Annotated in this window: 13 protein-coding genes and 1 pseudogene; 3 read left to right on the top strand and 11 right to left on the bottom strand. The window is 43.9% G+C overall.

Annotated features, from left to right (window positions below):
* Positions 1–14 precede the first annotated feature (14 nt).
* From cydC to FU659_RS05785, 5 genes are all read right to left on the bottom strand, one after another.
* The gene (cydC, locus tag FU659_RS05805; protein ID WP_147946690.1) at positions 15–1,742 is read right to left on the bottom strand and encodes a thiol reductant ABC exporter subunit CydC; all 1,728 of its coding nucleotides are present in this window, start codon (positions 1,740–1,742) and stop codon (positions 15–17) included.
* Positions 1,739–3,469, bottom strand: a complete 1,731-nt coding sequence (gene cydD / locus FU659_RS05800; protein ID WP_147946689.1) for a thiol reductant ABC exporter subunit CydD — start codon at positions 3,467–3,469, stop codon at positions 1,739–1,741. The genes cydC and cydD overlap by 4 nt, the downstream gene beginning before the upstream one ends.
* Positions 3,469–4,485, bottom strand: a complete 1,017-nt coding sequence (gene cydB, locus FU659_RS05795) for a cytochrome d ubiquinol oxidase subunit II (protein ID WP_147946688.1) — start codon at positions 4,483–4,485, stop codon at positions 3,469–3,471. The genes cydD and cydB overlap by 1 nt, the downstream gene beginning before the upstream one ends.
* A complete protein-coding gene (locus tag FU659_RS05790) occupies positions 4,469–5,878 on the bottom strand; it encodes a cytochrome ubiquinol oxidase subunit I (protein WP_147946687.1) in 1,410 nt (469 codons plus the stop codon). The genes cydB and FU659_RS05790 overlap by 17 nt, the downstream gene beginning before the upstream one ends.
* A gap of 575 nt (positions 5,879–6,453) precedes the next feature.
* Positions 6,454–6,813 carry a DUF6262 family protein gene (locus FU659_RS05785; protein ID WP_147946686.1) on the bottom strand — a complete coding sequence of 120 codons (360 nt, stop codon included), beginning with the start codon at positions 6,811–6,813 and terminating at the stop codon, positions 6,454–6,456.
* A 231-nt stretch (positions 6,814–7,044) separates the two neighbouring features.
* Between FU659_RS05785 and FU659_RS05780 the strand changes: the two genes are divergently transcribed.
* Entirely contained in the window at positions 7,045–7,761 is a 717-nt protein-coding gene (locus FU659_RS05780; protein WP_147946685.1) for a response regulator transcription factor, read from the top strand.
* 123 nt (positions 7,762–7,884) lie between these two features.
* On the opposite strand, the gene FU659_RS05775 is transcribed toward FU659_RS05780, so the two are convergent.
* The 4 genes and pseudogenes from FU659_RS05775 to FU659_RS05760 form a co-directional block, all read right to left on the bottom strand.
* Complete coding sequence (locus FU659_RS05775; protein WP_147946684.1) at positions 7,885–8,172, bottom strand: hypothetical protein; 288 nt, start codon at positions 8,170–8,172, stop codon at positions 7,885–7,887.
* 24 nt (positions 8,173–8,196) lie between these two features.
* A pseudogene (locus FU659_RS05770) lies at positions 8,197–8,559 on the bottom strand (DJ-1/PfpI family protein).
* Positions 8,560–8,583: 24 nt separating this feature from the next.
* Complete coding sequence (locus tag FU659_RS05765) at positions 8,584–8,946, bottom strand: c-type cytochrome (RefSeq protein WP_147946683.1); 363 nt, start codon at positions 8,944–8,946, stop codon at positions 8,584–8,586.
* A gap of 10 nt (positions 8,947–8,956) precedes the next feature.
* Positions 8,957–9,616 carry a response regulator gene (locus FU659_RS05760; RefSeq protein ID WP_147946682.1) on the bottom strand — a complete coding sequence of 220 codons (660 nt, stop codon included), beginning with the start codon at positions 9,614–9,616 and terminating at the stop codon, positions 8,957–8,959.
* A 243-nt stretch (positions 9,617–9,859) separates the two neighbouring features.
* On the opposite strand from FU659_RS05760, the gene FU659_RS05755 reads away from it, so the two are divergent.
* Both FU659_RS05755 and FU659_RS05750 read left to right on the top strand, forming a co-directional pair.
* Positions 9,860–10,270, top strand: coding sequence for a FixH family protein (locus FU659_RS05755; RefSeq protein ID WP_147946681.1), 411 nt, complete (start codon positions 9,860–9,862; stop codon positions 10,268–10,270).
* Positions 10,271–10,284: 14 nt separating this feature from the next.
* Positions 10,285–10,908 carry an SCO family protein gene (locus tag FU659_RS05750; RefSeq protein ID WP_147946680.1) on the top strand — a complete coding sequence of 208 codons (624 nt, stop codon included), beginning with the start codon at positions 10,285–10,287 and terminating at the stop codon, positions 10,906–10,908.
* Positions 10,909–11,015: 107 nt separating this feature from the next.
* Here the strand turns inward: FU659_RS05750 and FU659_RS05745 are convergent, their stop codons facing one another.
* Positions 11,016–12,008 carry a FecCD family ABC transporter permease gene (locus tag FU659_RS05745; protein WP_147946679.1) on the bottom strand — a complete coding sequence of 331 codons (993 nt, stop codon included), beginning with the start codon at positions 12,006–12,008 and terminating at the stop codon, positions 11,016–11,018.
* A complete protein-coding gene (locus FU659_RS05740) occupies positions 12,005–12,982 on the bottom strand; it encodes an ABC transporter substrate-binding protein (RefSeq protein WP_147946678.1) in 978 nt (325 codons plus the stop codon). The genes FU659_RS05745 and FU659_RS05740 overlap by 4 nt, the downstream gene beginning before the upstream one ends.
* Positions 12,983–13,157 lie beyond the last annotated feature (175 nt).

Below are 13,157 nucleotides of genomic sequence, written 5' to 3'. Positions count from 1 at the left end.
CGGATAGATGGAAATCAATTAAACGGATGATCGAGCTGATATAACTTTCTGTATCTCTCGAAATTCGCCATTAGCTGATCATGCGTGCCCCGCATCGTAATCGATCCCTGCTCCATAAAAATGACTTCATCCATATGTTCGACGCCAAGCAGATGATGCGTCACCCATATAAGCGTTTTCCCCTCAAGAACTTCCAATAAAGTAGCAAGCAAATTGCGTTCGGTTGTCGGATCCAGTCCTGTCGTCGGTTCGTCAAGAAGAACGACAGGCGTATCCTGCAATAAAATACGCGCCAATGCGATCCGCTGCCTTTCGCCTCCGGAAAACCGCTGTCCCATCTCTTCCACTTTTGTCAAATAACCTTGGGGTAAGCTTGCGATTAATGGATCCAGCTTCACTCTCTGGGCAGCTTCGTGTATCTCCTCTTCGGTTGCACGACGCTTACCCAGACGGATGTTATTGGCAATCGTAGTATCAAACAAGTGTGGACTTTGGTTAAGAACGGCAAACCACTCCGCTTGATCAAAATGGTGTATAGGTAAACCATTCAGATTAGCTCGCCCGCTGCTAGGAACAATTGCGCCTTGAATTACATTCAATAAGGTCGTTTTTCCTGCACCGCTTGACCCAAGAATGGCTATACGTTTGCCCTGCGGTATATCCAGTGTAAGTTCACGGATACTTTGATTGGTATATCCTTCATGACAGTAGCTTACGCTTAGCAAGCTGATATGAGCTTTTTGATTAGATAATGGTTGCTGGGAATCCGCTTGTTGGGTCGGTTCTCCTTGCATAGATTCCACACGCCCAAGTCGTTTGAATGATTCCTGATAGGTTGGTATACGTTCAACCGCATCAGCTGCGGGCAAGAAGGCATCCATTAGCGGGAACATAGCCAGGACGAATGCAGCCATATAAGCAAGTGCAATTTTACCGTCTTCGACCTGCCCGCTTGCCCAAACGATCATGATCAACACGGCGAAACCTGTGAGCAATTGTGTCACAAAATTCCGCGTATACTGCCAACTTTTTAAGCGTTTCTCTAACCGGAATACCTTGCTCTCCGCATCGTCATAAGCATTCATAAAGGTTGCTGTTCGGCCGCTCATAGCCCAGTCTCGCAATCCAAACAAGGCATCAGTCAGTTGCTCATAAATCAAGCTTCTTCCTTGCTTCACACGCTGCTGCCTAGACTTGACAACCCACAAGGAAATGCCTGGGATGATAAACAACAGCACAGCGAAATACAGGGCCATCCATAAAGCGAACATGACATCAAAGCTTCCTAGAACGATTACGCTGGCTGCATAAATGACTAAAGCTGTAACGATAGGCAGAACCGTTTGGAGATAAATTTGCTGTAATTGTTCAATATCATCAGCCAGTAAACCGAGCATTTCTCCCGTACGAAACCTTGAGCGAATAAACAGCGCCTGCGGTTCAAGCACACGGTAAAGTCGGACACGCATATCCGATAAAATACGCATCGTGGTATCATGTCCAACCAATCTTTGCACATACTGCATGACGGCTTTACCAAAGCCAAAGGTTCTTACAAGTACGATAGGCACATAAACCATTAATATATTTTCCGGGCGCATCGCTGATTTGGAAATCAAGTAGCCTGAAGTAAATAATAAGCCTGTCGCGCAGCATACAGCGAAGCTTCCTAAAAGTGCAGCGATCATAAACCGCCACAAATAACGGTACATATATCGTTTGAACCATCCTTTAGAAGTCATACCAATGCCCCTCCTGCTTGTGCTTCGAGCAGTTGCACGTACTTCCCTTGATGTGCCAGCAGCTGCTCGTGTGTTCCCGATTCAACCATTTTCCCTTCATGCATGACTATAATCAGATCCATTTGCGCCATCCAATGTAAACGATGCGTTGCGATAATAAGCTGTCTGTCTGCAAAAATGTTAAGCATGGTCGTCTTTAATTCAAGTTCAGTCTCAATATCGAGATGTGAGGTAGGCTCATCCAAGAGCAGGATGGGTCGTCTGCCAAGAAATGCTCTAGCAAGCGCCACTCGTTGTGCCTGTCCTCCACTTAGCGGTCTTCCTCCTTCTCCGATCATTTCCTTGCCCCCCTGAGGCATGTTTTTGACAAGCTGCGATAAACCGACAGCACGAATGGCTGCTTCCACTTGCTCCTCCGTTGCTTCTGGCTCATAGAAACGAATATTATCTGCAATTGATACACTAAACAGATGTGGCTGTTGAGGAATATAGGCAATCTTCTGCTGCCATGCTTGTCTATTCGATGCATCGAGTACTTGATTATGGATGAGCAGGCTGCCTGAGGAAGGTACAAGGAAACCCCCGATCACGTCAAGCAACGTTGATTTTCCTGCACCGCTCTCACCAACAATACCTATCTTTCGCGCACCGTGCAGCACTGTGCTCACATCATCAAGGAGAGAACGACTGCCCGCTTCGATGTTTACTCGAATATGGCTCAAAACAATGGGATCATCTAACGTCCATGATAAGGGTGCTGATAGTGAGCTCGATGTTTCTTCTTCCCTCGGATGATCGATAATAGATTGAATCGCCGCGCCTGCTTCCTTTCCATTTAATGTGGCATGATAATCCGAGCCTACCATCCGTATGGGAAGGAAATAATCGGGAGCCACGATCAGCACAACCAATGCTGTTTCTAAGCTCATTCTGCCGTCAACCAAACGCAGTCCTAAGCTAACAGCCACGGAGGCCACGGATAACATCGTAAAGAAATCGAGCGCAAACGAGGAAAGAAAAGCAATGCGAAGCGTGCGCATCGTCGCTTTTCTATATTTCGTGCTAACATGCGCGATCGTTTCCACATGCTTGCGACTTTGCCCCAGAAAACGAAGCGTTTCGAGTCCTCGAAGAGAATCCGTGAAGTGATTGGATAGTAGCCTATAGGATTTCCACTGTTTATCCATTTGTTTACGTGCCGCCAAGCCTAGCAATATCATAAAGCCGATTAAGATCGGAACGGTAATGGTTAGGATTAATCCTGCTACCCAATCTTGCAGCCATACGTATCCGAGCAAGATGACAGGAATGACAGCCATTCCAATCGTACGGGGAACGATTAATTCCAAATACGCACGGAATTGTGCGATGCCTTCAATTCCCAGCGTCACCAAGTTGCCTGATCCTTGACTCGCCGCATGTCTGGGCCCTAATTCAAACAATCGTTTGAATAGCTGCTGTCGAAGTGAAGTGCCCGTCTCCTCGGCAAATCGATAAGCAATGGCTTGCTGAAGTCGCGTACATAAATGACGGATAACCATTGAAATTATAAACAAAAGCAGAAAATGCCAACTATGCTGAACGGAAAAACCTTGAAATATGCCGCTAATCGTCTGCGATAGTCCTAGAGCCTGACCTATGATTGAAAAACCCTGGACGATGGTAAGCAGCGTAAGAATAAGTATAGTCGGCTTGCTCCCTTTGTAGCCGAGCCATTCTCTTCCCACTAGTACTCCAGATGCTCCTCTTCATGAACCCGTTTGTGAAACACAAAGTAACTCCAAATTTGGTAGCCCAGTACAAAGGGAAGCAAGGTCACCGAAACGATCGTCATCACTTTAAGTGTATAGGGATTAGATGCCGCATTCGAAAGCGTTAAATTGTAGGCAGCATCAATCGAGCTAATCATGACTCTCGGAAACAAACCGATAAATAGGGAAGCGATAGATATTATGATGAGGGCGCCTGTCATCCCGAAGGCCCAGCCATCTTTTTGACGCTTCATAAAATAACCGGATAAGAGAAAAGCAGCAGCCCCCATTACGAACGAAATACTCAACACGACACCCTTCGTTTCAAAAATATCCGTCATCAAGTACGTCATCACGGCAAAGATGAGCAGCCATATTCCTAAATATGGAAGAAGTCGGCTTGCCATTCTCCTGGCCCGTTCCTGCAGATCACCGATCGTTCTCAGCGTCGTAAACATCAAGCCGTGCACAAAGCAAAGCATGACAACCGCGATGCCGCCGAATACTGTGTAAACATTGACCATATCGGACCATGAAGCATGCATCTCCATATTCGCATCAATAGGGAGACCCTTCACAAGTGCCGCGAATACAATCCCAAATAAAAGCGGAGGCACCAGGCTGCCTACAAATATCGCCATATCCCATGCTTGCTTCCACATCTTCCCTTCAGCTTTACCTCTAAATTCGAAGGCTACGCCGCGTCCAATAAGGGCAAGGAGAACAACTACCAATGGTGTATAGAAACCGCTGAATAACGTCGCATACCAATGGGGAAAAGCAGCGAACATGGCACCACCAGCTGTAATCAGCCAAACCTCATTCGCATCCCAGAAAGGGCCGATCGAATTGATCAGCACCCGACGTTGTCCATCACTTTTAGCTAACAGCCTGGTTGCCATGCCAACACCAAAATCAAAGCCTTCCAGAAAGAAAAAGCCTACGAATAAAAAAGCTACAAGAATAAACCAAAGCTCATTTAAAGATAGCATGTGTCGTTACCTCCTGATCGAATGGGTCCTCAATATCATGCTCGACCTTGTCTGCTAGTTCAGGCCCTTTCTTCGTTGTTCGTACAAATAAGAAGATTAAAATAAAAAGCAGGATCAAATAAATGGTTGAAAAAGAGATCAATGAAAACCAGATTTGCCCCTTGCTTACGCTTGGCGACACAGAATCCTCCGTACGTAAAATACCAAATACGGTCCAAGGCTGCCGCCCCATTTCAGTCATAATCCAGCCTGCCGTATTCGATATGAACGGTAGTCCTATAGCCCAGAGCATTATTCTCAAATACCACTTATTAGGCTGCTCCAATCGCTTCCTTAACATCAAATAGACGCCATACATGGCCAAAAGAATCATACCTACGCCCCCGGCAATCATAATACGAAAGCTCCAAAAGGTCGTTCGGACAGGGGGAATATAGTTACCTGGACCATATTGATTTTCGTATTCTGTCTGCAGCTCCTTCATACCTGGAACAGAGCCAGACAATTTACTATAGGATAGGACGCTGAGCAAATAAGGTATTTTCAACTCCGTCCCGTTTTTCTTTTGGGAGGGATCAATGGTTGCAAATACGGTCCAGGGTGCTGGATCTGAACTCGTTTCCCATAAAGCTTCACTGGCCGCCATCTTCATCGGCTGTGTGTGAATCAAATATTCGGCTTGCTGATGTCCGAACATGGCGACAGCGAATGACGAAATGAGGCCAACAATAATACTGATCTGAAAGGATTTTTTGAAAAACGGAATGTCTCTTTGTTTTAATAAATACCAAGCGCTAATCCCGGCAATAAGGAAAGCTCCCGTCGTAAATGCAGCAAAAATCGTGTGCGGGAACTCCCATATCAGCTGTCCATTCGTCAGCAAAGCGAAGATATCCGTCATTTCTGCACGCCCGTTATGAATCTCAAAGCCTACCGGACGCTGCATAAAGGAGTTAGCCGCCAAAATCCACAACGCAGATAGTGTTGTTCCAATCGTCACCAGCCACATGCTAAGCAAGTGCACTTTCTTGGACAGCCGATCCCAACCGAATATCCATAGACCGATAAAGGTCGACTCCAGGAAAAAGGCTAGAAGTGCTTCTATGGCTAACGGTGTACCAAAAACATCCCCGACAAAGCGGCTAAAATCAGACCAATTCATACCGAATTGAAATTCCTGTAAAATTCCGGTTACAACGCCCACGGCGAAATTGATCAGTAGAAATTTACCCCAAAACTGCGCCATTCTTTTGTAGCCGTCATCTTTCTTCACGACATATAATGTCTCCATAATCGCAATTAGCAATGATAGGCCAATCGACAGAGGAACAAAAATATAATGAAAGATGGTAGTTGAAGCAAATTGCAGGCGGGCCAAATCAACAATATCCATTGGGCTATTCCTTCTTTCTATTTCTATATAGGCCGGAAATAAAGCAATTATGAATATATTGTGAATAAATTCACATACTTTACTGCAAAAGAGCCAATGTCTGCACATTACCTGATCATATTAGCATTTACAGCGCGCTTCTCCTGAAACGCTGTCACATTCATGTTCTCCGGTTACTTATTATTATAGAACAAATAAAACCATTTGCATGGCTCGAAAGAGCCATATCCGTGAACAGCTTGTGGAAAGTCCGTGACTAGTTTGTGAAAAAGAGTACATGCAAGTAAAACACTCATATTGGCAAGCAAAATATCGCTACTAAATCGTTGGAAAGCAAGCAAAGGATCTCCAGCAGCCGCGTCAAGCATTTCACAATTAAAGTTGAAAATTCATCATCTCTGCAGAATTCAATTAAAGGCAGCCTAGTCGCACCGCTTGAGGTCAAATTTCGGTATTCTTACAGCACCGTCAACGGATGTTTTCCCTTCTGTAACGCTGAAAACTTGCTACGGTTTTCTATATCAACAACGACGTTGCTACGTGAGGGTGCTGTCCATTGTACAACACTAACAACTTTATTTATCTGAAGTTTTCATTGTTTTCCTAATAAAATTCCTCAGTTTGTATAATTCTTTTTTGATAGCCTCATTCTCTTTCTTTAGCTCTTCGTACATCAATTCAATCGGTATAGCAGCTTGTTCCGTTTGTTTGCGGAGGCTTTCAATCCTCAATCGAAGCCCCGGTTGCGAATACAAGAACGGTTTAGATACGCCTGCTTCAATTGCGACGGTGTTAAAATTGATTTTGACCTCTTCCATTAATAGCTTGTGAATGGCCGCTTCGGCCTTGCGGCAAGCTTGCATCGTTTTTTGTTCACTGAATTTTCGAATCCCTTCTGTATTTCTTTGCTGCCGAGTTTGTGCATTGCTGTTCATAGGAAGCTCCCTCCGGATATGCTTTTAAGTCGCTCGTCATGTATCTGTTGATTATTATAGCCAGAATACCTGCTAATAAAATGACCATAAAAGAGTCAATTATTGCGTTATTAGCCCAATGTTCATAAAGCCTCCATCGTTTGTTCATATTTTGGACGATCAAATAACTCGTTGGAGTCATGTGAATGCTTTGTCATTGGGATAGCATATAAACCAACGGAGGTGAAAACAATGAAGCACATGACTTATAAAGTATTGGTTGCCGATGACGAAGATCGAACACGCAAATTAATTCGCATCTACCTGGAAAAGGAACATGCACTCATCGAAGAAGCAGACAACGGCGAGCAAGCACTTATGAAGGCGATGGATACCGAATATGATCTCATTATTATGGATTGGTTGATGCCAAAGCTAAGCGGGATAGAAGCCTGCCATTTGTTGAAAAGCTTTAAAAAGACACCTATCATCCTACTTACAGCAAAAAGCGATGATGCGGATCGTCTTCTCGGATTTGAAGCTGGTGCAGACGACTATATGTGCAAACCTTTCAGTCCTAGGGAATTGATTCTCCGAATCAAAGCTATATTAAAACGTACGACTCCTAATCGATTCTGGACGCAAGAACCTATTTTTAGTGACAGGATCGTCTTCTCCAATTTGATCATCGAACACCATGCACGTCGAGTACTTGTAGAAGGTGCAGAAATCTCCCTAACTTTAAAAGAATACGAGCTGCTGCGCTACTTTTCCCTTCATCTAGGTAAGATATGCTCACGCGATATGCTGCTAAAGGACATTTGGAATTATGAGGCCGCAGGGGATCATCGAACGGTTGATACGCATGTCATGAGACTGCGGGAAAAGATACAGTCGATCTCACCCGCTGCCGCCTCGATGATTCGAACGATACGAGGCTTCGGCTATCGCATGGAGGAGACCACGTGAAGTTAACCGGATTTACTCATCATCACCACGGTAAAAGCAAACACCAAAACGCCATCCGCAGATGTTGGTTTCTGACATGGCGTTTTGCTCACTATTTGCTTGTTTAAATCTGACAATCAGCCGTCAGCAAACAAAGGATTTGATTGGCCCGGCCAAACAGATGACCCTCGCCGTCATTTTTGGAAGATAGGATGCATTTGCACGTATACGAACTACTAAAAGCAGCGTTGCCATAGCGACGATTATCAAAGAGGCCGTGTTCACAATTGTGCCTTCAATCGACTGCCCTGCTGCCATCATTTCATCTCCGTGATTGTGGTCAGCTAATGCGGGGGAAGCTGCACCAGAAAAGCCAGCAATGATAAAAATGATTAGAATAACTGTTGCAAGACCATTTCGTATTTTTGACATTTCACATCTCCTCGGATCATGTATTTAATCCTGGGGTACCTCGAAATCAATATCAAACTCCATAACCTTAGCTGTTTCAACAGCAGCTTGCTTCCCCAGCAGCCTCTGAACCATATGAAATGCCATATGAATTCCTGCTGAAACCCCCGCAGACGTGATAATTCGGCCCTCATCAACAAATTTCACACCTTCGACTACGGTTACTTGTTCCCATGCCCCCAGGTATAACCAACAAATCAAATTAAGGAGCATTGATCAAACTATAGTCCGGTGTCACTTTCAAACCGTTGTTCGCCGTAATGAGGTTGCCTGTTTCTGAAATCGTGGATACCTCAAAAGAACCTCGACATCATCAAATAAAAGAATACCTACTTTCCACTGTTTCATATCCGCTCTCCTCCCTTAAACCAATTATTGTTTCTTAGCAGCAAGCCATTCAGATAGCGATTCGATATCCGCTTCCTTTAAGGTTTTAAACGAGGGCATTCCGCCGCCACCATTTTGAATTTTTGCGGCAATTTGTTCCTGGCTAAGCTTTCCGCCAACTTTATTAAGCGATGGCCCAATCTTGCCTTGAAGGGTTGCTCCGTGACAGGACATACAGTTGCTCTTGTACAATGACTCTGCGTTACTTGCGCTAACAGTTGCAGAAGGACTACTTGTTAGAGAGCCCATATTCCCTTCATGCGCATGATTTGAGGAAGATCCACATGCCGATAATGCGAGAACGAAAGCCAATAAACTGAAACCTACTCCTATATTTTTCTTTCTCATTCTTATTCTCCTATCTTTTTTTATTTGACATCCAGCCTTGCTCGTACACATACCCGGTGAGTTGAACACGATTGTCCATACGAAGCTTTTGCATAATGTTTTTCAAATGATTTTTTACCGTATGTTCAGAAATGCTGAGCCCTTCCGAAATATCTCGATTCGATTTCCCACTGGCCACCCATTTTAAAATTTCACGTTCCCTCACGGTAATCGATGAATTCATAGGAGCTTCCACCTTTTCTATTGGTGAAAATTCCTTCAACAAGCGCAGCGCAAGCTCTCTGGACATCGGGGCTTCGTCGACGGCAACAGCTTTCAAGTATTCATGCCATGAATCGGGGCTTAAATTTTTGAGGAGATAGCCCTGCGCTCCTTTTTTTAAAGCTTCAAATAAGTGAGTAATATCATCAGAAACGGTAATCATAACGATTTTGACATAAGGGAATTTATCCTTAATTTGCTTTGTGGCCTCAAGACCATCCATTTGCGGCATATTGATATCCATCATAATTAAATCGGGCATCCATTCTTCTGTTAGTGCAAGTGCTTCTAAGCCGCTTTTGCCTTCAGCAACAACCTCGAATGACGTATCTCTGCTCAGAATATCGCGAATGCCTTCTCTGGCATGATGGTGGTCGTCAACGATAAGGACACGAATTGGGTGGGTCATCCTGTTACCTCCTTTAGGTCTGACTTTTCTGCTGCTTCTAGTTGTTCTTTATTAATATACTCAAATATCCTCATTTCAAAATGACTCATAAGGGCTATAATTATGCCATTTTCAAGTCAAATAAGGCGAAACTCAAAAATATATTAAAAACAATAGCACTTTCTAGTCATGGCAGCAGCCAATAACGTGGGTATAATAACAAGGACAAAGACAAGTTTTAAATAAAGGAGTCGAACGACGTACATGAAAATTGCGTATTGGCTTGTTCTTATGGGTATCATCCTCACAGGTTGTAAGGATTCAAGTATGGATGATATGGACATATCTGGCATGAATCAAAGCTCAATGAAATTGATTCAGGTTGATGTAAAAATCAGCCCAGACCATCCTAAACCCGATGAAGCGGTGGAGGTGCAAGCCACTGTGACACTAGACGGGGAAAAAGTAAAAAAGTTGAACGAACTCACTTTTGAAATTTGGGAAGAGGGGCAGTCAGGTAACCACGAAAAGATAAAAGGCAGAAAAAAAGAAAATGGCGTTTATACGATGAAAACAACTTTTCAAAAGGCAGGAACTTACAACATTACTTCCCACACTACCGCCGCAGGCATGCATGCTATGCCCACTCAACAATTCGAAGTTGCGGCTAAATAAGGAGAGATTTTTACATGTCTGTCTATTCATCCACCAATAAAGCATGGTTTCGAATTACCGCTATTGTACTGTTTGCTGCCATTATTCTGTGTGCTGTCTACTGGTTCCTACAAGGCACCGATCCGCTGCCAAAAATAAAAAAAGCGCCTGAATTCAGTTTACAAAACCTGAAGGGGCAGCAAGTTAAATTAAGTGAAACGAACGGTAAGGTGCGGTTAGTGGAATTTTTCTTTGCCAACTGTCCTGATATATGTCCTGTGACAACCTCCAATATGGTGTTAATGCAAAATAATTTGAAGAAAAAAGGAACCTTCGGGAGTAAGGTAGAGTTCCTCAGCGTTACATTCGATCCTGAACGAGATACACCGGAAGCGCTGGAGAAATATGCGAGTGCACTGGGCATTGAACAAGGCGTCGGGTGGCAATTACTAAGAGGGAGTGAACAGGATGTATTGAAAACCGCAAACGATTTTGGAATTATGGCTGTTAAGCAAAAAGATGGTCAATTTGTACATTCGATCCGCTCATTGTTTCTGATCGACCAAGAGGGAACCATTCGAAAAGTATATGATATGGGCGAGGGTATGGATAATGAAATCATTGAAAAAGCGATCAAGCAATTAGTTAAAGCATCTTAAGAGAGGTAGACATTGGTGAAAATAAATCACCAACAAAAAGCCAGTCTTCAATGAAGTCTGGCTTTTTATTACGCAAACGACGAATCAATACCCGCGTTAGCCCGATTTCACATGGCCTTCCTGCGAAGCAAAAACAAGAAGATTGGCGCTCCAAGTACCCCCATGACAATTCCTACAGGAAGCTCTATGGGAGCAAATACGATACGCGCCACTGTATCAGAAATCGTCAAGACAGCTACACCTAACATAACACACGCAGGAAGCAACCAGCGATAATCGCTGCCAATAAGCAAACGGGCTGAATGGGGAACAATCATGCCAACAAAACCCAGTAAACCAACGATACTTACCGTGCTAGCTGCAAGTAAAGTTGCAATGGCTGTGAAGTAAATTCGGTACACTTCCACACGCAGACCTAATCCTTTAGCCTGTGTATCTCCAAGGGCCATAATATTCATACGTTGACTACCCAACAAAGCTAACAGTGTGCCAATAAGCACATACGGCAGAAGAATATATACATGAGGCCAGCTCCTAGCCGATAGTCCTCCCACTAAGAACAATAGTGATCCTCCCACCCTATCACTGTAAAAGGTCAGCAGTGCAGAGATACCGGAATTTAATAAAGCCGACACCGCAACCCCTGCGAGAATAACCCGCAGCGGACTGACGCCTCCACGCCATGCTAACAGGTAAATGAGTAAAGCAGCCATAATGGCTCCAATGAAAGCTACAGGTGTAAGTAAATACGTATAGGATGGGAATAAAATAAGAACCCCTATTCCAAACAAACCTGCTCCTGAAGATACGCCGATAATATGAGGATCTGCCATTGAATTACGCATGACCCCTTGCAAAAGTGCTCCTGATAACGAAAGACTGATGCCAACTAAAGCAGCTACAATCGTTCTCGGCAGTCTAATATTCCAAATAATATCGCGAAACTCGCTTTCTCCACCCCATAACGATTTTACAATTTCTGAAAGATCTACTTGTACGGCTCCACAAATAAGACTCAAATACAACCCCAATAGAGCGAAAAGTGCAAATATCGCCAACGTACTCGTACGCCATGTTGTATGTTTACGTATTCTTATCATTTCTGATCATCCCTATAGGTATCGGGGAAAACCAGCTTAGCCAGATAGGATAAAGATTGATCATAGTTGAAGCCGGGGTTGCTTACAAAGAGCTCAGATGGAAGGAAGTATATCTTTTTTTCTTTGACCGCCTTTAGTGAACGCCAAGCAGGGTTGCTTTCCAGGTCGGATGTAAGTTTTTCTTTCCCATACTCTTCTGTACCATGCACGATGAAAAACAAATACTCAGGATCTAGTTCAACCAGCTTCTCCAAGCTGTAAGGTGCTGCACTCGGCATCTTGCCTGCCGGCATGGATTCAGCGACATTAATTAACTTTAATCGCTTTGCTACATCTAATGAAAGCGTTGAGTTTTTTTGCACACTGATCCCCATCGGCATGATGGTAATCATCGCAAACTTTGGATTCTGCTGAGGAAGCTTACGAATGATGTTTTGCATTTTTTGCTCCGTTAAAGCAATCGCCGCCTGAGTTTCTGCTTCTTTACCAGCTATTTTCCCAAAAAATTCCGCAGCGGCTTTGATATCCTCATAACTTTTAATATCAACCAAAGCAAATGGCACCTTTGCAGCAGCAAACGAATCCTTCAAAGAAGCATGAAACACAGATTGACCGATAATCAAATCTGGCTTCAAGCTCATTACTTTTTCCATACTCACTTGATTAATTTGCCCGACCTTGACAGTATTTTTTGCCGCTTCGGGTACAGGTATTCCTGGAGCTGTCGCTACCCCGGATGCTTGCCCTCCAACTTGGTAATATAATTCCTGAATCTCCGTGTTCAACAGAACGACATGCTGCGGCTTTTCCTTCAACACCATTTCTTGGCCTGTACTGTCCTTAAAAGTTAAAAAATCTCCAGCCGTTAAAACGTCACTGTTAGTCGGCTGTACGTTTGTTGAAGGAGCTGAGCAACCCATAACAAGACTTGATAGTAAAATTGAACTTGCAAGGACCGTAACAAATCGTTTCAAACTAATTTCTCTCCTTTACTTCCGTATATCATGAATCATAGCGGAACACGATTGGTTTTAAAATGACGCAAAAGAGCTATAATCCAAGCAATTCTGTGAACATACGGTTCCCTGTTACTGAAAGCCATGTAGATTTTGTCGCTGCTGTCACTCCGTGATTGCAGCTGCCCCCAAT

This window comes from Paenibacillus sp. N3.4 (assembly GCF_008017805.1).
GTDB lineage: Bacteria > Bacillota > Bacilli > Paenibacillales > NBRC-103111 > Paenibacillus_E.
The sequence above is the reverse complement of the archived record's forward strand: the minus strand, read 5'-3'. Positions and strand labels throughout refer to the sequence as shown.

Coding starts and splice junctions, on each gene's coding strand:
- cydC (WP_147946690.1), bottom strand. CDS start 1,742: ATGACTTCTAAAGGATGGTTCAAACGATATATGTACCGTTATTTGTGG.
- cydB (WP_147946688.1), bottom strand. CDS start 4,485: ATGCTATCTTTAAATGAGCTTTGGTTTATTCTTGTAGCTTTTTTATTC.
- FU659_RS05790 (WP_147946687.1), bottom strand. CDS start 5,878: ATGGATATTGTTGATTTGGCCCGCCTGCAATTTGCTTCAACTACCATC.
- FU659_RS05785 (WP_147946686.1), bottom strand. CDS start 6,813: ATGAACAGCAATGCACAAACTCGGCAGCAAAGAAATACAGAAGGGATT.
- FU659_RS05780 (WP_147946685.1), top strand. CDS start 7,045: ATGAAGCACATGACTTATAAAGTATTGGTTGCCGATGACGAAGATCGA.
- FU659_RS05775 (WP_147946684.1), bottom strand. CDS start 8,172: ATGTCAAAAATACGAAATGGTCTTGCAACAGTTATTCTAATCATTTTT.
- FU659_RS05765 (WP_147946683.1), bottom strand. CDS start 8,946: ATGAGAAAGAAAAATATAGGAGTAGGTTTCAGTTTATTGGCTTTCGTT.
- FU659_RS05760 (WP_147946682.1), bottom strand. CDS start 9,616: ATGACCCACCCAATTCGTGTCCTTATCGTTGACGACCACCATCATGCC.
- FU659_RS05755 (WP_147946681.1), top strand. CDS start 9,860: ATGAAAATTGCGTATTGGCTTGTTCTTATGGGTATCATCCTCACAGGT.
- FU659_RS05750 (WP_147946680.1), top strand. CDS start 10,285: ATGTCTGTCTATTCATCCACCAATAAAGCATGGTTTCGAATTACCGCT.
- FU659_RS05745 (WP_147946679.1), bottom strand. CDS start 12,008: ATGATAAGAATACGTAAACATACAACATGGCGTACGAGTACGTTGGCG.